We start from the raw sequence: 16480 nt of genomic DNA, 5'->3' as shown, positions 1-16480 counted from the left end.
CTATCACGGTGCTTACGTTGCGTAAATCGTCGGCCGCCAAGAGGTCACGACCTATAGCGCCAGCCCCGCATCATCCATATCCTTGGAGAAGGCGGAGGTTAGCTGCAATTCCGGCATGGGGTGTGCTTTTTCAAATGCTTGGTCCCGCAAAAGTTCGAGTGCCCGCAGGGCATCTTGCTTTTTTTGCTGGACGAAAGCCGCGCCGAGCTCCCTGCACAATTTCTCGACGTCGTCGTTGCCGTGATGCGCATCCCGGACCATCCGTGCCAGGGTGCGCTCGCGAAAGTTGACGGCCTGTGCCGCACCCTCGAGCCTCGCCTGCTGTTCGGATGAAATCACGCCGCGCCGGCAAGCAGCGCGAAGGGTCCGGCGCAAGTCAATCAGCGCATGCGTCAATTGAGCGAAATTCACCTCGGCCGGTCCATGCAATACCGCTACAGCGTCGTCGGGTGCAAAGGCGAAGCGGCGATACCATCGGTAGATAAGCCCGACGCCTTGCATATGGGGGAACAGCTCGGCTGCTCGAAGGGCGCCCATGCTGGCCGCTCCGAAGACATGAATGCCGCGGCTGAGAGCCCAAAGGATTTCCTTGTGCCGAACCGCCGGCTCAGCCTGAAAACCGCCGTCTATGACAAGGATCGCGCTCGGGTCTAAATGCTGCACGGCTGAAACAATCGATCCTTGCACGGCGGGGGGAAGGCATACCGCATCGACGACCTTCAACGCGTCGGCATGGGACACGGTAGGGCCGGTGAAGACGAGTTTCGGGCGCATAAAATCTACCCCTGCAAAAGTGGCTGCAAGACAGGGATGACGATCCTGACAACCGACAGGGCGTCGAACGGTCGCGTTCTTACCCGGACTAGGTGGACCGCATCGAACCCTCCGTCTTCGAGAATTGCCAAGAGGACCGACAGCCCGTCCGACGCCGTGTTGAAATTCTGCTCGGCAAGCGCGCGGAAATCCACGCTGCGCGGTCCATCGCGGAGGAGCCGGCGATGCGCGGCAATCATCTGCCGATCGGGGTATTTCGGATAGGACGCGCGCGTCAGGTCATCGCGTGCCCCCGAGATCGCCGCCAGACGGGCCTGGGCCGCTTCGTAGATGGCGTCCGCCGCCGCGCCGGCAAAACTGAAACCCGCAGCCGAGCCATCAGCCGGATGATCCAAAAGGACCGTTTCCGTCGGTTCGTCTTCCAGCAGATGACACCACACCACCGGGATGCCCAACGGCGACAAAGCCTGCCAAAGGCCGACCAGCACGTTCTTGGCCGCCAAAGTTTCCAGGAGATCACGGAGCGACGGATCATCGATCGTCTCGGGATCGATGCGTTGACGGTGGAAAAAACCGTGGGTCCGGTATGACGTGGCGATCGCGTCCCGTTCGATGCATTCAAGCATGCCATGAACGATGGCATCCCGCTCCTCGAAGCCTGCGGCCAAACCGCTCGTCGATGCCGCGAAAATGCCGTCGTGGGGCAGGGACGGCAACACATACGCGGTGTGCGCGAGCTCGAACGGGACCAGGTCGCGGCTGCCGGTAAGAAGATTGTCCGCGGCTACCCACGCCGTGTCCTTACCGCGCCATCCGGGCGTGGCGCCCCCCCGGAGATGCCTTTCGAACCGACCGGGCGGGATGCGCAATTGATCGGCGGAACCGACGACTGTGTCGAAATTCGCCACCTGCTCTGCAAAGAAGGTCTCGGCCGATTCCAGCATGGCCGATATCGCGGCTTGCGCCAGCGTGGCGCCCTTGCCTTGCGCGACCGCGTTGGAGAGCGAGAAAGGTCTAGTCACCTGCACGACCGGGATGCCGAGTTGGTCGAGTCCGGTAATGTCGGCGATCCGCGTAATGCCAAGGCCTCCGCGCATCTTCATCAGCTTCGCCAGCGCCTCGTCGGGCGGCGGACCAAGGCGTTTGTATCGCTCCAGCATCGCGGATTGCTCTTGCAGGGTCGGCTAGTGCCGAACAGCCGATTCGGGATTGACGATCAGCGAGGCGCCCGGCTCGAGAGCGGATTTCGCACGTTCGACCCGATCGCGATAGCGCGCCGACAGTTCAGGTGACAGGCCTGATGATTGAAGGATTTCGTATGTACTGACGAGGAAAGGCACGGCGCCTTGCTCCGCGGCTATGGCGATGCTCTTTTCGAGGGCAGCGACTACGTCCGCCTTCGCATCGCCCTGGAGAAGAAGTAGCTCGGCCCTTCGCCTGTAGAGTTCTGCCAGCCAGAACCGGCTGCCGCCGGCCTCGGCCTGCGCCACAGCCGAGTCCAGCAGAGCGAGCGCCTCATCAACCTCGGCAGTTCTTGTCAAAAGCTCCGCCAGCATGCCGCAATAGACCGGTTCGTCCTCAGGCGTCTGGAACTCTCCATGGAGGCCGAGGCCTTGCCGCATTTTATCCCTGCCGCCCTCGACCTGGCCGGCGTTGCCGTCGCACCAGCCTTCGAAGATCTGCGCTGCGGCGGCGAGGGCGGGCATATGATGACGCTCGGTCAAGTGGCGCAGATCCGCTATCACGCTTCGCAGCATCGAAAAATCGCGGCGATAGCAGTGCAGCATCGCCTCGTTGAGGTAGGCATGCGCGATGCTGCCGGCATGTCCGGTTTGCTGCGCCCAGCTCCTAGCTTCCGACATCGAATGGAGCGCGCCTGCCGGCTTTCCGACGAACCACATTGACAAGGCGCGGTGGGCGAGCCCGCAGACCCTCGCGTCATGTCCGCCGAACAACGCAGCATGGGCTTTGCCGTGGCCGTGCTCATAGAGCGACAGTCCGGCGTCGACTGTCGCGATGCAGCGGTCGTGGCGGCCAAGATTGAAGTCGATTGCCCACACGCAATGCCTGGCCTGGAGTTGCACTTCGGCATCCTCGACATCCCTGAGATCGCTGAGCACGACCTCCGCGCGCTCGCCGTCCATGACGGTATCCGTAAACCACCAGCCCCAGTAGATCGGGAACCACTTGGCCCGCTCGGCCACCGGCCGCCGCCGGGCGATCACCACACCGTCCTCGTACAATTTGCGGGCGGGCGCCGAGTTCGGACCTTCGACAGCGGTCAGGATGGGACCGAGCACGATCATTGCCGATAGCCGCAGCGCGTCTCGCGTGTCGGCTGCCGCAACGCGCTCGCAGAGCGCCAATGCATGCTCGAGTATCTGCCTCGCTTCCGCCATCGCCGAGCGGGACGAGCTTTCCGTGCCTGCGATCACGAACTGAGCTATCGCGTCCTCCAGAAGGCCTGCGCGCTCTGCATGCTCGGCAACCTCGGCGGTGCCCAGCCACCCGGCCAGGTTTCGATTGCGGCTCACCGCGGCAAACAGGCGGCGATGCAAGGCTTGGCGTCTCTTGCGCAGCGTTGCGTTGTAGATCGTCTCCTGGATAAGCGCATGGCGCACGCCATAAACCGGAGCGCCGGAAGGCCGCACACGGATCAGGAACCCGGCGTCACTCAGCGTATCCAGCGCGTTTGCGATGATTTCGTCGTCGAGCTCCGGCAACAGCGCGCGCAGCAATTCCTGATTGAAACGGTTGCCCGCGACGGCCGCAGCGCGCGCGACTTCGCGTGCCGACCCCAGCGTTTCGAGCCTGGCCTCGATCACGCTTTCGAACACCGAGGCATGACTGCGCGTCGCGGTCTGCTCCAGCCGATCCGTTGCCGACGCCGCGTTCTCGGTCATCCACTGGCAGATTTCTTCGATGAACAGCGGGACGCCTCCGGTCACGCGTTCCACCACGTCGAGAAATTCCGGGGAAGTTGACGGCGTGCCTTGCGGCCACATGGCCGCGATCGCCAGCCGCGTTTGCTCGCGGTTGAGCGGCTTTAGCGAGATATGCCTTGGATTCGATGCTGCCAGCCAGCTCCCGGATTCAGGGCGCGTGGTCGCGATGACAAGCGCCCGGAAGTGACGGGCCGACTGTGCAAGTTCAGCCAACAATTGTCTCGACGTCAGATCGATCCAATGGATGTCCTCGACCACCAGAACAATCGGCCCGCTGGCGCACAGGGCTTCGAGCGCGTGGCGAACCGCCCAATTGGCTTTCGCGCGCATCGCTTCGGCGTCGATCTCCTTGAGCATCGGATCGCCCCCCGCAGCGCCGAGCAGGAACGAAAAGATGTCGATGATTTCAGGATCGTGGACGTCATGATCGCGGAAAGCTTCCGCCACGGCGGCAGCACTCAGCTGCCCTTCATTGCCGGCGAGATCGCCGCCTACGTTCTGTAGCAGCGGATGGAGCGCCGAGCGCAAGCCGCCGGGCGTGCACTGGAAGAATAGGAGTTTCGCGCGCTGGTGACGCGTGCGCCGGCGCACTTCGTGAAGAATGCGCGACTTGCCGATCCCGGCCTCGCCCTCGATCACCACAACGCCGCCGTTTCCCGCAAGGGCGCTGTCCCATGCTTCGGCGATTGTGGCGAGCTCGGCCTCGCGATCGACGAGCGGACTGCTCAGCCGCCCGAAGGCGAAGAAGCGGTCGACCTCGCGCTTGTGACTCAGCGCGCGCCAGACCAGCTCCGGCTCGGCAAACCCCTTGATCGCATGGGCGCCCCTAAAGCTGAACACATGCGACCGTCGTGCCAGGTTGCGTGTCGCGTCCGAGACCATCACCGTATCCGGCTGCGCGATGGCCTGGAGCCGCGTGGCCATCGCGAAGGCCGGGCCGGTGACATTGTCGTGACCGGTATCGGCGTCACCCTTGTGGATCAGGGTCATCGATGTCGCGATTCCGACTCGGACATGCAAATCGGCGCGGCCTTTGTCCGAGCCGACGCGCCTGCAGGCGTCGATGATTTCGAGCCCGGCTCGGATCGCCAGCGATGCCGCGTCCTTGGCGTCTATTTCGGCAGGAAACAAAGCAACGCCGCCATCACCGACCTCGACCTGGACGGCACCCGAGCATGACGCGACCGCCTGTTTCGTCGCCCGCTGGAAGGCTGATATAAGTTCCTCGAACTCTTCGATGTCCAGGATGGCAAGAAGGTCGGTCGATCCGACCAGGTCGTAGCAGAGCGCGGTCAGGATTCGACGCTCATGCCGGGCTTCGGACGGATTGTCGCCGTTGCCGCCCAGAAAACCTGTTGCCACAGACGCCCCCGGCAACGCGACCGGACCCTTCTCCGACATGCTGCGATTTCCTCGCCGAGTGCAGTGGCGGCAACATTAGCAAAGTACGATGCTGTCCACAAAACACTTGATCGGTGGGCAGGGCAGGAAAAAGCCGATGCTGGGATCGTTATGGAGAGAAATCCTCAAGGCGCAAACTCTTGGTGTGGCCAAGCAGAATCTGGATGGCCCGCAGGTTTCCTGTCGCCTTGTAGATGATTGACGCGATTGGGCTTATGCCCCAGGAATACGGAACGCATTCCCTGTGCCCGCCTGGACCCACTCATCGACGAGACGGGCATACTGTCTTGTGCTTAGGTGAGCAGCATGGTTGATCCTGCTAGGGAATGCATAATCATCAACACCACCGCCGCGTCGTTGTAGCCAGGCAAGAAGACTTGCGCGTGCGTCGCTCATCTGTTCGAACTGTACTGGCCGGCTAGTCTTCTGCTGCACGACCATCGAGCGTGTCCGAATTTCCGGGCCGACCACGAGGGTACCGATCTTAATCTTGACGAGGTCACACCCGCGCAGCTTGCTGTCGATCGCGAGATCGAAAAGCGCGCGATCGCGCAAACGCTGCTCCCGATCCAGGAAGAAGCGGATAGCCCATATCTGTCGAGGTTTCAGAGGTCGTTTCGTGCCAACCTTCTTGCCTGCATTCCAAGCGCGGCGACCGTGGGCGGTCGGGTCATATTGTGAATGTCCCATTTCGTTTCTCCTGCGGCCGTGATTGGCCGGCATAGAAACGAGGAGGCAATGGCAACGTCGGGGCCGGCTGCTGTCCGTCCGCTTGTGGGCACTACTCGAAACAGCCGCCGTCGCATGTTCAGCCGCTCAAGCATTGAACGGGGCCGACGCCAGCCATCCGGGAAGGCCGCGTCGGCAGTTCAGCATAGTTGACGGCCCTTATCCGCCGTTCGATGAAGAGAGACTGCCGCGGGGTGGTCTCGCTGTCTCCAGCTGCGCCTTTATGGGTTACAACCGGCATTAATTCGTCTGGGCGGCCACGCCAGCGATGAAGTCGGCGACTTCCTGAGGATGCGAGAGCATCACCGCGTGGCTGGAGTCGATTTCCACCACTTTTGCTTTCGCGCGTGCCGCATTGGCGCGCTGCTGGCTGGGTGGGATCATGTGATCTTTGGTCGTCACCATGAAATAGGTCGGCTTCTCCTTCCAGGCGGGGGCGGTGATCTTTGTCTGCACGGCTTCCAAACCCCAGGGCACCTGCGCATCCGCCATGAAGCGAGCCGTCTTTGGATCGACATCGGCAGCGAAGGAAGTCGGGAACTTCTCCGAGTCGCAGAGCAGGAAGTTGTTACTTGGCGGGAGCAGCGGCGCCTTGTCCTCGCCGGGCGTGGGCGCCGTCGCGATGTCGAACACGGATTCTCCGGCCTGGGGCGCGTAGGCGGCGAGGTAGACCAGGCTCTGCACCTTGGGCAGATCGCCAGCCTCTGTAATGACCGCGCCGCCATAGGAATGACCCACGAGCACCACCGGCTTCTTGGCCCTGGCGATAACCTGGCGGGTCGCTTCAACGTCACCTTTAAGGGTGACAGTCGGGTTCTGCACCGCCAAGACCTCGTAACCTTTCGCGGACAGGATGTCATGGACGGCCTGCCACCCGGAGGCATCGACGAAGGCACCGCGAACGAGCACGATTGAGACGGCCTTTTCGGCAGCGGAGGCTGCGAGCGGGGAAGCCGTTGTGATCATGGCTGCGAGTAATCCTGTAATTGCACGTTTCATTGTCCTGTTCTCCTAGCGTTTCATGTGACGTCGACCGGATCGAGAACGATCGGTGTTCGTTCGGCCAGATCGCCGATCTTCTTTGCATAGTTCTTGAAGTGCGGCGTCTCGCGATGGACGTTAAGCGCGGTGTCGTCTGAGTAGAGCTCGTCAAGTATGAAGCGGTCCGGATTGGCACGGTCGCGCCAGATGTCCCATCTCATATTGCCGGGCTCCGTCCGGCTGGATACTCGTGTGGCGCATAGGAGCCGCTGGAGCTCTGCGGCCTTGCCTGGCCAAGCGGTAAGGATTCCCACGATCTTGACACCGGTCGACATGATCCAGTTCTTTCTCCGGGAGGTTGGGTCGGCGCCGAGGCCGACCCGCAGGACCTCAGGCGGCGCGCTTGCCTTCGCACTGGCGGTCGAGCGCAGCGATCAGCGCTGCACCTATCGGATGATCCGAACGCGGGTTCTGGCCCGTGATCAGTTCGCGATCCTCGACCACATAGGGATCGAAATCGACCGGAGTTGTGGTCACGTTGGCGCCTGCAAGCGTCAGCGCGTAAGGCATGTGGAAATAGATTTTCGCGTGCAAGATGTTGTCCTCGATCACCTTCTCTTCGGTCGAAGAGAATATCGTCATCTTGTAGCCCGCATACTGCCAGCCTTTGGCCCACTCTGCCGCCTTGTCCGGATCTCCGGCAATCAAAGCCGCGCGAAACTCGCGTGCGTAGGGCATCGCGGCGACCGCTGATATGGGTCCGTGGCAAAGCAGGGCCGTGGGCTTCGCCTTCTCATGAAAATGGCGGAGCACATCGCCGACGTCCTGATCCTGCATGAGGTCGACGACCGGGGCCTGCCCACCCGGAGCGAACACACCGGCGTAGTTGTCCAGCCCTTCTTCGATTACCGACCGGAGCATTCGCGGCGTCATCGATGGATGGTCGGCGTAGAAGGCCTTGGCGCGATCGTACGCCTCCTTGTCGCCGCCGAAATGCGCCGGCGCATCAGAAGCCTTGTCGATTACCGGTTTTTCGCCATTCGGCGTCGCGAGCACGACCTCATAGCCGGCATCGATGACGGCCATTGCTGGAACGACCGTCTCATTGAGGTACTGTCCTGTAGCGCCCCACCGGCCGCCCTTAACCTCGATCCTGGTCGCATTGGACCCGAGAATAAGCACTTTTCCTTTGCTCACATTGTCCTCCATTGCGTGTCGTAGGTGGACTTGGCCTCCAGCGCTCGGTGGAGGGCACCGTTTCAGGTCGGTAAGTGGACGATAGGTTGGGCGGGCTAAGCCGGCGAGTGAATCGATGTGAAAAATTGCTGCGCTAGTTGCTTCGACGTTCACATCGATTCATTCGCTTAAAGGAGCGCCGTGCATTATCCTGGAGCGACTCCGCGAGCCAACCAGCCCATGCCCCTCCGACCATCTCAGAGCAGTCTTCCCGATGTCGAGTATGCCAGGATCGGCATCATTGGCTGTGGGCGGCTCGGCTCAGCCATCGCGCGCCTCGCAGTGGGGGCCGGCATGGTGGCGGTTGTCAGCAACAAAGGAGGAAGGTCAACCCTTCAAGATTTTGCAAGGGAACTCGGGGACCTAGCCGTCGCCGCTAGCGTGACCGAGGCGGCGCAAGAAGAAATCGTCGTGCTCGCCGTACCATGGTCCCAGCTTGCCGTGGCGCTACTGGAAGTGCCCGATTGGGACGGCAGGATCGTGATCGATGCAACGAACCCCGACATGCCTACCGCCGCACTCCCCGATTTCCTGGCCAGGAACTCCAGCGAGATTGTATCCCACCTCGTCCCGGGCGCACGACTGGTAAAGGCCTTCAACACGCTGCCGCCTCAGTTGCTGCTGATGTCCCCGGAGGCGGCGACTGGACGGCGTGTCATCTTCTTTTCTGGCGACCATGCGCGTGCCAAGGCGGTGATCGGCAGGATGATCGCGCATCTGGGCCTGGCCGGCATCGATCTCGGCCGACTCTCCGAAGGCGGCAGGTTACAGCAGTTTCCCTCGGGTGCTCTTGTCGGTCTCAATCTCATCAGTATCGGCCCGTCGACTGTCTTCTAGCCGCGTGAGCAGCTGTGCGGCTTCGACGAGATCGACCGTCTCGAATCCCTCCGTGAATTTTGCCCGCAACTCAGACAGGAACGCGTGCGCCACAGCGATCCTGCCCTGTTCCGCCAAAAGACGCGCCAGGCTGATGCCCGTGCGGAGCTCCCAGGCAAGCGCCCCTTGCCGCCGGGCCCAGTCCAGGGAAAGTAGAAAAGTCTCCTCGGCCGCATCGGGTGCCCGTCGTGCGGCCAAAAACTCGCCTTTGACGCGCAGCAACTCCGGAAAATACCAAACGTCCCCCGAGCGTTCGGCGAGTGCGAGTGCATGCTCGATCACTGTCGCCGCATCATCAGCCCGGCCCGCAGCGGCGAGACCCTGCGCCAGGGCGGCCCGAAGCGACGCGTAGTGAGCGTGAAAGGCCGCTTTCGGGAGCTCGGTGAGAGCCACCTCCAATAAACGCGAACCAGCTTCAGGATCGCCGTCGCGGATCATGATCTCGCCCCGGTAGGCTCGAATCCAGACGCCGTAGCTGACTTGCCGCGCTACCGCACCCTGCAGCAAGGCCAGCAGCCTATCGGCGGAAGGCCTGTCGCCCGCCAGGAGCGCGACCCGGCAACCCGACAATGCGGTCGCATGAAATATCGAAGGATCGTGGGCAAGGTTTTGTGCCAGTTGCGCACTGGTCTCGACTATTTTCATTGCCTGCTCGGGCAAACCCTGAAGCCAAAGCGTCAGAGACAATGCCGAATAGGCCGTGACCCGTTGATCGAATTGGAAGCGGATCAGGTGCGAACGATCGGACGGAGCCACATATGAGCGAAGGACCTGTTCCATCGTGCTGCGAGCGGCCTGCAGTTCTCCCTGAGCCCAGAGGACCGTTCCAATGATCCGATCGCCCACGACGGGATCGGCAACATCCGACGACAGCGCCGCGACGTCCCTGAACTTGCGCGCCGCCTCGAGGGCCCTAGCCTGGCTCTCGCCGGTGTGATGGCCAATCCAGGTGCCCCATAGTGCACGGAGCTGATAGTCGATGTCGCCGATCCGCTCAGCGATTTGGAGCGTCGCTGACCAGGCCAGTTCCGATTCCGGTCCCGGCCCCTTGGTAAGGGTCGAGGCCGCCGCAAATGCTGCGAAGAGCTGCATCTCGCGCTTGCCTCCGCGAGCGACATCGGGACTCAAGACTGAGAGAGCGCGTTCGACGCGAGTTCGGCATTCCTCGAGGAGGGTCAGGCGAGTCCACAGCGGAACGGCGTTGGCAGTGAGCGCCACGCCGACATCACCGTCGCCATCAGGCGATAGAGCCCAATCAATGGCAACGTGGACGTTGTCGATGCAGCTGCTGTACTCGGCCATCCACTCGGCTAGCGGCCTGCTGAAAAACTCGGAATGCGCCCGATCAAGAAGCGCGGCGTAGTAGGATGCGTGGCGACGCGCCGAGGCGGAGCTTTCGCCTGCCTCGGTCAACTTCTCGCGAGCGTAGCTTCGAGTCGATTCTAGCAACCTGTATTGGGTCACCGTACCGCTGGTGTCGGCTGCCACCAGCGACTTCGATACCAGGCCTGCAATCACAGCCGCCGTATCGGACGAGGAATGGTCGCTGCCGGCCGCAACGGCAACCGCCGGCGTCATCGTCACGGCTCCGACGAAGACCGACAGACGCCTCAGGACGGTTTGCTCGCTTTCCGACAGCAGTTCATAGCTCCAATCAAAAGTTGCGCTCAAGGTCTGCTGACGCGGTAGCGCCGTTCGCCTGCCGCGGTTCAGCACGCGAAATCGTTCGTCTAACAAAGATGCAAGTTCTCGCATGCCAAATGCATCGACTCGGCCAGCCGCGAGCTCGATAGCAAGCGGAATTCCGTCGAGGCGACGACATATGTCGGCGGCAAATGGCACCGTCGAATCATCGAGTTCGAAATCGCTTCGCGTCGCCTTCGCACGATCGACAAAGAGTTGCGTGGCCGGAAAGCTGAGCGCCTCGGCCGTCGTGAGGCCTTCCAGCCGGGTCGGGAACTCGAGCGACGGCAATCGTGCCACGGTCTCGCCGAGAGCGCGAAGGGGCTCGCGGCTCGTGGCCAGGACGCTGACTTGTGACGTGTTTTGGGTGATCCGTTCTGCCAGTTCAGCCGCCGCGTCGATAAGATGCTCACAATTATCGAGCACGATCAGCATGTGTTTATTCTGGAGGAACTCGAGAAGCTCGGGGGTCGCGTCTTTGGAGCGGACCGGCTTGCCCAGTGCCGTGGCGAGCGCAGTAGGGACGAGTCGTGGGTCAACCAAGCGCGCAAGTTCGACAATATATGCCCCATCGGAGTAACGCGTCGCGACAGATTCCGTGACAGCCAGTGCGACGGACGTCTTCCCCATTCCTCCCGGACCGACCACGCTGACAAGGCGCCGTTCGCACAAAAGGGCGTTCAGCGAGGCCACGAAGTCGTCACGGCCGAAGATGCGAATTCCGGCGACCACTTTCCCGTCGCTTCGCGGTCGTGCGGCGGCGTCTATTTGGCGAGGCACCGGCTCTCCGGTTGTTGCGACTGGCGCGACGAAGCGATAGCCACGGCCGGGAATGGTGGCGATGTACCGGTTATCGCCTTCGCCGTCGCCAAGCGCTTTACGCAGGGCAGCGACATGGACCCTGAGACTACTCTCCTCGACAGCCGTGTTGGGCCAAACGATATCGAACAGCTCCCTCTTGCTGACGACTTCGCCAGCTCGTTCGGCCATCGCGACAAGGATCCCCAAGGCGCGGCTACCAATCCGCACAGGTTGAGCCCCGCGTACCAGCAGCTCCCGCGCAGGAAGCAAGTAAAAGGGGCCAAATGACAGCGTCCTGCGATCTGAATCAGTGCCCAAGCGACTGCGCCTCGCGCTTCGACAGTCGTGCCGCAAGGTACAACCGCGACTGTCATTGCTAGTAACACTTTCAAATGAGCGCGTTTAGGCGTCGTGTGCAAGCCACTCGATCAGCAACGACGTCCTGAGAAGGGGGCCCTACGTCCCTTGCTCAACTCGACGCGAGCATCGTCCGGGTCGATGTTCGATCGTGCATTTGCTAGGTCACGCGGTGTGCCGTTCGCATTTGCCACTGGCGCCGAAGCGATCGCCGCCGATCTGGCGGATGTCGCGAAGCTATAAAAACCGATCCCCGTGCGCGACATGGTGAGGCTGTGGGCCGCGTGCAGGGTCGAAATGTTCACTTTGCGAAGTGGATCTGGCGCCGTGTGAGGCCGGGTGACCGAGTTCAGAGACGCCTGTGAATGTCTGCTATAGGGCGCAAAACGGCCATCCTTGGCTGTGTAACAAACTGGGCAACGGGCGACAAAAAAAATTCCAACAGTCTCAACCAGTTAGGTGGTTATTCGAAAGATGCTCTCTCCGCCAGCTATTTTCCTAATAAACCAATTATTTCACGAACTTAGATATTCATGAAGTGTAGTCCACCGGGCCGTTGAACAACGTCCGAGCCTCACCGCATCCGACATCCCTGCCAAGTCTGATGGCAGCATACACCGCGGCCAGGGCGATCAGAAATCTAAGCATGCACTCGTTCCCCCGGTTTCGCGCGAGAGGGACCGCCAACCGTGCCGGTTGGTTCCGGCGTGGCCTGAAAAAGGGGAAACCCGCGCCCCTCGGCGAGGACGCGGGCCGGTGTTTCCACCATTCTGCGACCGCTTGAGGGGGACAGTCGCAGACCTTCTCAACATGGCAAACTGCAGCTTGTTCCGAGTTGCAACAAGAAAACCCGCCAACCAACGTCGAGGCCCGGGCTCATGATCGCGCCACGCACGCGCTCACATACAGTGGCAAACCCTCACAAGGAAAAACACGCCCACTCCGTAAGGGATGACAAGAAGTCCGAGGGCAATCCAATAACCCGGCTGCGCCATTGCCGCGAAATCTGAGAGAAGCTGTTTCATCGCCACCGAACGGAAGGTGATCATCATTGTTCCAAGGGGCAGCGGTCGGAGGGGCATTTCGCCTGCGATTTTTGGGGGCAAGGGAACATGTTCTTGAACTTTCAGTTCGAGACACGATCAAGAAGCAGTGGAGATGTTTGGTGGCTCCTCTAACGCCAGAGCAGGTAATGGCCGCCCGAACCTTGTTGAACTGGCCGCGGGTGCGGCTTGGGGCAAAATGCGACTTGAGCGAAGCGAGCATTCGCGAATTCGAGCGCGGAGGTCGGGTGCCCTCGGCGGAAAAACTGCTTGCCATGCGCCAGGTATTGCAGGCCGCCGGCGTCGCGTTCTTTGGACAGGACAGCTCCGGCAAGCCTGTCGTGCGCTTGCACACTTCGAAAGCTCCGCACGCCACCAATCTCGCCGGGGGCGAAGCCGGGATAATCGGCAACAGCGAAATGTGACCACACAGGTCAAGGAAGCTGCGCCAGTTCTTCGCGTGACAAACTGCGGTTGTTCGGCAGAAGGGGCGCAGGCGGACTGCCCAGATGACGCGACAATGCCTCGACTGTTGGGGTATAGCATTCCCTGAGCGATGCCAGTCGCCCCAAGCCATTCGGTTTTGGGGTTCCGTAGCCTGCCCTTGCCGCACGTTCCAGAACCTGCTGCAGCACCTCTCTATCGGTTGTTGGGCGGTCGATGTCGAGCCGAAGCAGCTTGCTCAGCTCGTCTGCAAGGTGGGTGCCTTCCTCACGCAGCAGAACAGCCTTGCCGCGCAGTTTGGGCTCATCGATCGCCTCGATGACGGCAGCAAGGTCCAACAACGCCGCGAGAGTGGCAGGCCACCCCGCACCAGTTTCCAAAGACCGGAAATAGATCAGGAATGGGTGCGATGCATGGCTCTGCAGCACCTCTGCGCACCAATCTCTGCCCTTTACGAGCACCTGTTCCAGCTCATCCTTGCAACCGAGTGAAGCATAGCGCTCCAGCAGCGCCACCGCGGACGGCGGATCGCCTGACGCTGTGGTGATCTTGAGGATGCCGGAGTCACGCCTGCCGATGCTGGTCTGCACCTGAAGCAGGTAGGTGACGGCCATCGTCATGACCGACAGACCGCAGAATCCCGCCGCGATGTTGACCCAACGGGCAGGACCGGTCGCGTCCGTCTCGCTCAGGCCAACCGTCACCAGGCTGCTTCCGGCAACGAACACCGACTGGGAGAAGGTCGGCACCGCGGGCCGGTACCAACCGCTCAGAGCAGCCACCATCAGCCCGAAACCGAAAATGAGAAGCAGCATCCAGCCGGTGAAGGACGCTACCAGCACGAAAGGCGCGAACGCCGCCGGAATGGCGGCGCCGGCCTTGCGCGTATGGCGCAGCCCGAACAAGCCGGCGAACACCATCCGGCTTGCGAGACGCAGGGACGCCCGGCTCTCGCCCGGCACAACGACGGTGTCAAAGACATCGCGAAGCGTGAACCAGACCACAAGGGCTCCGACGACGAATTGCAGGATATCGACGAACATCTCCTGTAACGCCCAGACCGGACTTGTGTTCAGAAACCCTGGCCTCCTGCTGCATCGGACTCGCAGGGAAGCCGAAGGGGGTAAAGCTCTCCGAGCCGCCGATCGATCATCTCGGCCCCGGAGCCGGCAAGATCGCAAACCGGCGACAGTTACAAACGGGCGTGCGTATCAAACAGCGTGATGGGACGAAGCGATCTGCTGCGGATTCGGCGCCGTCCGATCCTCTTCCGATCCGGCAGCCTCGGCCAGCAAACCTCGCCGGTGCAACCCTTCGCGATGTTCGAGGAACAAAGCAGCCGATTGCCAGTTCAGTAACATCAACAAGCGTTTTCTGATCATGTCTCATCGTCGGTTCTTGCCACTAGCTCTGGGCCTGCTTGTCTTGGCGTTTAGCTCGATGCAGCAAGGCACTGCTCGGGCCCAGGCGCCCTGCCCGGCCGATCACGACAAGCTGCTCTCGGCCTTGAAGGCCAATGTCAAGGCGAGCGGCGGCCCCGCGAATGGCGGCTTCGAGACCAATGAATGGGCAGCGATCGTAGCTCGCGACGGCACCGTCTGCGCGGTCGCCTTCAGTGGACCCACGGTTGATGCGCAGTGGCCGGGCAGCCGGTTAATCGCGGCCGAGAAAGCGAACACGGCCAATGGGCTTAGCCTTGCGAACATGGCGCTTTCGACAGCCAACCTCTTTGCCGGGGTGCAGCCCGGTGGGCCGCTGTTCGGCCTGCAGGCGACCAACCCCGTCAACGAAGCAGCGGCTTACGCAGGCGACCCCAAGACGTTTGGCAGCGCCAGTGACCCGCTGATCGGCAAGCCGATCGGAGGCGTCGTCGTGTTTGGCGGGGGCCTGGCACTTTACGACGGCAAAACAATTGTCGGCGGCCTCGGTGTCAGTGGCGATTCCTCCTGCGCCGATCACAATATCGCCTGGCGCGTGCGCGCAGCCCTTGGCTTCGACAAGGTCCCGGCGGGCGTCAATCCCAACCGAAAGGACGCCATCATCTACGATCTCGATCCCGGCGGGAAAAGCGCCTCCGGCTGGGGGCATCCGCTTTGTGCCGGCCACGAGGCCGACATCGCGGCGGAAATCGGTTCCGGCGTCGGAGGTTCGACGCCCAAATGAAGCAAGCGCACCCAGCACGATCCAGGGATCACGCCTCACTGGCCGGCTACCCGTCGGCACTCCGAAGATATTCTCCAAGCATCTTTCCGACCCTGCTGCTGGCCTGCGCTACGTTGCTGATGGCCGCTTCACAGCCTCCGCCAGCACCGGCGATTTCTCCGCCTGCCGCGGCCGCGCCGCCCGATGACGGGCAATGGACGATGCCGGCCAAGAACTACGCCTCGACGCGCTTTAGCGAGCTCGCGGAAATCAACGAAGGCAACGTCAAGAACCTGCAGGTCGCCTTCACCTTCTCGACCGGAGTGAACAAGGGCCAGGAAGCGGCGCCGCTGGTCGTCGGCAACACGATGTATATCGTCACGCCCTTTCCGAACATCGTCTACGCGCTCGACCTCTCCAAGCCCGGCGCGCCGATAAAATGGAAATACGAGCCCAACCCCGAGCCGGCCGCGCAAGGGGTCGCGTGCTGCGACGTCGTCAACCGCGGCGCAGCCTTCGCGGACGGGCGCGTCTTCTTCAACACGCTGGACGGCCACACCATCGCGCTCGACGCGAACAGCGGCCAGCCGATCTGGAACGCTCATATCGGCAACATCAATATCGGCGAGACCATCACCATGGCGCCGCTCGTGGTGAAAGGCAAAGTGCTGGTCGGCAATTCCGGTGGCGAGATGGGCGTGCGCGGCTGGGTCAAGGCGCTCGACGCCGGCGACGGTCATGTCGTGTGGACGGCTTACAATACCGGGCCCGACAAGGACGTGCTGATCGGCCCGGACTTCAAGCCGCATTACGACATGGACAAGGGCAAGGACCTTGGCGTCACGACATGGCCGCCGGAGGCGTGGAAGATCGGCGGCGGCAACATGTGGGGCTGGATTTCCTACGATCCCGACCTCAACCTGATCTTCCACGGCACCGGTAATCCCGGCCCGTGGAATCCCGACCTGCGGCCTGGCGACAACAAATGGACATCGGGAATCTTCGCGCGCGACCCCGACACCGGAGCGGCGAAATGGTTCTATCAATGGACCCCGCACGATCTCCACG

16 protein-coding genes are annotated in these 16480 nt (G+C 62.0%); 5 read left to right on the top strand and 11 right to left on the bottom strand.

The window, feature by feature from the left end; translation table 11 throughout:
• Positions 1 to 51 precede the first annotated feature (51 nt).
• From EOA24_RS07960 to EOA24_RS07950, 3 genes are read right to left on the bottom strand one after another with little or no spacing between them, the layout of a single operon-like run.
• Entirely contained in the window at positions 52 to 774 is a 723-nt protein-coding gene (locus tag EOA24_RS07960) for a TfuA-like protein (RefSeq protein WP_126081326.1), read from the bottom strand.
• 5 nt (positions 775 to 779) lie between these two features.
• On the bottom strand, positions 780 to 1934 hold the full coding sequence (locus EOA24_RS07955) for a YcaO-like family protein (RefSeq protein ID WP_126081325.1): 1155 nt from the start codon (positions 1932 to 1934) through the stop codon (positions 780 to 782).
• Between the two features lie 24 nt (positions 1935 to 1958).
• A complete protein-coding gene (locus tag EOA24_RS07950) occupies positions 1959 to 5120 on the bottom strand; it encodes an AAA family ATPase (protein ID WP_126081324.1) in 3162 nt (1053 codons plus the stop codon).
• A gap of 49 nt (positions 5121 to 5169) precedes the next feature.
• Here EOA24_RS07950 and EOA24_RS42885 point away from each other — a divergent pair, with 49 nt between their 5' ends.
• Positions 5170 to 5322: a hypothetical protein gene (locus EOA24_RS42885; protein WP_245466946.1), complete on the top strand. Its 153-nt coding sequence runs from the start codon at positions 5170 to 5172 to the stop codon at positions 5320 to 5322.
• Between the two features lie 11 nt (positions 5323 to 5333).
• On the opposite strand, the gene EOA24_RS07945 is transcribed toward EOA24_RS42885, so the two are convergent.
• The 4 genes from EOA24_RS07945 to EOA24_RS07930 form a co-directional block, all read right to left on the bottom strand.
• Positions 5334 to 5810 (bottom strand): integrase, encoded by a 477-nt coding sequence (locus EOA24_RS07945; protein WP_245466945.1) that lies wholly within the window; start codon positions 5808 to 5810, stop codon positions 5334 to 5336.
• A 279-nt stretch (positions 5811 to 6089) separates the two neighbouring features.
• Entirely contained in the window at positions 6090 to 6848 is a 759-nt protein-coding gene (locus tag EOA24_RS07940) for an alpha/beta hydrolase (protein ID WP_126081323.1), read from the bottom strand.
• 20 nt (positions 6849 to 6868) lie between these two features.
• Entirely contained in the window at positions 6869 to 7165 is a 297-nt protein-coding gene (locus EOA24_RS07935; RefSeq protein WP_126081322.1) for a putative quinol monooxygenase, read from the bottom strand.
• A 55-nt stretch (positions 7166 to 7220) separates the two neighbouring features.
• On the bottom strand, positions 7221 to 8180 hold the full coding sequence (locus EOA24_RS07930) for a DJ-1/PfpI family protein (RefSeq protein WP_245466943.1): 960 nt from the start codon (positions 8178 to 8180) through the stop codon (positions 7221 to 7223).
• A 66-nt stretch (positions 8181 to 8246) separates the two neighbouring features.
• Here EOA24_RS07930 and EOA24_RS07925 point away from each other — a divergent pair, with 66 nt between their 5' ends.
• A complete protein-coding gene (locus tag EOA24_RS07925) occupies positions 8247 to 8903 on the top strand; it encodes an NAD(P)-binding domain-containing protein (RefSeq protein ID WP_126081321.1) in 657 nt (218 codons plus the stop codon).
• On the opposite strand, the gene EOA24_RS07920 is transcribed toward EOA24_RS07925, so the two are convergent.
• Both EOA24_RS07920 and EOA24_RS41490 read right to left on the bottom strand, forming a co-directional pair.
• Positions 8832 to 11654 (bottom strand): winged helix-turn-helix domain-containing protein, encoded by a 2823-nt coding sequence (locus tag EOA24_RS07920; RefSeq protein ID WP_281059407.1) that lies wholly within the window; start codon positions 11652 to 11654, stop codon positions 8832 to 8834. The genes EOA24_RS07925 and EOA24_RS07920 overlap by 72 nt on opposite strands.
• A 1028-nt stretch (positions 11655 to 12682) precedes the next feature.
• Positions 12683 to 12835 carry a hypothetical protein gene (locus EOA24_RS41490; RefSeq protein ID WP_167507968.1) on the bottom strand — a complete coding sequence of 51 codons (153 nt, stop codon included), beginning with the start codon at positions 12833 to 12835 and terminating at the stop codon, positions 12683 to 12685.
• Positions 12836 to 12975: 140 nt separating this feature from the next.
• Between EOA24_RS41490 and EOA24_RS07915 the strand changes: the two genes are divergently transcribed.
• Entirely contained in the window at positions 12976 to 13251 is a 276-nt protein-coding gene (locus tag EOA24_RS07915) for a helix-turn-helix transcriptional regulator (protein WP_126081319.1), read from the top strand.
• Between the two features lie 9 nt (positions 13252 to 13260).
• Here EOA24_RS07915 and EOA24_RS07910 read toward each other — a convergent pair whose 3' ends face one another.
• A complete protein-coding gene (locus tag EOA24_RS07910; protein WP_126081318.1) occupies positions 13261 to 14313 on the bottom strand; it encodes a hypothetical protein in 1053 nt (350 codons plus the stop codon).
• 168 nt (positions 14314 to 14481) lie between these two features.
• On the bottom strand, positions 14482 to 14652 hold the full coding sequence (locus EOA24_RS41485) for a hypothetical protein (RefSeq protein ID WP_189343073.1): 171 nt from the start codon (positions 14650 to 14652) through the stop codon (positions 14482 to 14484).
• 58 nt (positions 14653 to 14710) lie between these two features.
• On the opposite strand from EOA24_RS41485, the gene EOA24_RS07905 reads away from it, so the two are divergent.
• Both EOA24_RS07905 and EOA24_RS07900 read left to right on the top strand, forming a co-directional pair.
• The gene (locus EOA24_RS07905) at positions 14711 to 15433 is read left to right on the top strand and encodes a heme-binding protein (RefSeq protein ID WP_126081317.1); all 723 of its coding nucleotides are present in this window, start codon (positions 14711 to 14713) and stop codon (positions 15431 to 15433) included.
• Positions 15430 to 16480: PQQ-binding-like beta-propeller repeat protein (locus EOA24_RS07900; protein WP_145992528.1), on the top strand; the 1051-nt coding region annotated here is incomplete at its 3' end. The genes EOA24_RS07905 and EOA24_RS07900, both read left to right, overlap by 4 nt.

Origin of the sequence: Mesorhizobium sp. M2A.F.Ca.ET.039.01.1.1, assembly GCF_003998035.1 — a bacterium.
GTDB lineage: Bacteria > Pseudomonadota > Alphaproteobacteria > Rhizobiales > Rhizobiaceae > Mesorhizobium.
The sequence above is the reverse complement of the archived record's forward strand: the minus strand, read 5'-3'. Positions and strand labels throughout refer to the sequence as shown.

What these genes read in the sequence shown, in the direction of transcription:
- EOA24_RS07950 (WP_126081324.1), bottom strand. Translation starts at nt 5,120, where the DNA reads ATGTCGGAGAAGGGTCCGGTCGCGTTGCCGGGGGCGTCTGTGGCAACA.
- EOA24_RS07940 (WP_126081323.1), bottom strand. Translation starts at nt 6,848, where the DNA reads ATGAAACGTGCAATTACAGGATTACTCGCAGCCATGATCACAACGGCT.
- EOA24_RS41490 (WP_167507968.1), bottom strand. Translation starts at nt 12,835, where the DNA reads ATGATGATCACCTTCCGTTCGGTGGCGATGAAACAGCTTCTCTCAGAT.
- EOA24_RS07925 (WP_126081321.1), top strand. Translation starts at nt 8,247, where the DNA reads ATGCCCCTCCGACCATCTCAGAGCAGTCTTCCCGATGTCGAGTATGCC.
- EOA24_RS07960 (WP_126081326.1), bottom strand. Translation starts at nt 774, where the DNA reads ATGCGCCCGAAACTCGTCTTCACCGGCCCTACCGTGTCCCATGCCGAC.
- EOA24_RS07945 (WP_245466945.1), bottom strand. Translation starts at nt 5,810, where the DNA reads ATGGGACATTCACAATATGACCCGACCGCCCACGGTCGCCGCGCTTGG.
- EOA24_RS07910 (WP_126081318.1), bottom strand. Translation starts at nt 14,313, where the DNA reads ATGTTCGTCGATATCCTGCAATTCGTCGTCGGAGCCCTTGTGGTCTGG.
- EOA24_RS07915 (WP_126081319.1), top strand. Translation starts at nt 12,976, where the DNA reads ATGGCCGCCCGAACCTTGTTGAACTGGCCGCGGGTGCGGCTTGGGGCA.
- EOA24_RS41485 (WP_189343073.1), bottom strand. Translation starts at nt 14,652, where the DNA reads ATGATCAGAAAACGCTTGTTGATGTTACTGAACTGGCAATCGGCTGCT.
- EOA24_RS42885 (WP_245466946.1), top strand. Translation starts at nt 5,170, where the DNA reads ATGCTGTCCACAAAACACTTGATCGGTGGGCAGGGCAGGAAAAAGCCG.
- EOA24_RS07905 (WP_126081317.1), top strand. Translation starts at nt 14,711, where the DNA reads ATGCAGCAAGGCACTGCTCGGGCCCAGGCGCCCTGCCCGGCCGATCAC.
- EOA24_RS07935 (WP_126081322.1), bottom strand. Translation starts at nt 7,165, where the DNA reads ATGTCGACCGGTGTCAAGATCGTGGGAATCCTTACCGCTTGGCCAGGC.
- EOA24_RS07955 (WP_126081325.1), bottom strand. Translation starts at nt 1,934, where the DNA reads ATGCTGGAGCGATACAAACGCCTTGGTCCGCCGCCCGACGAGGCGCTG.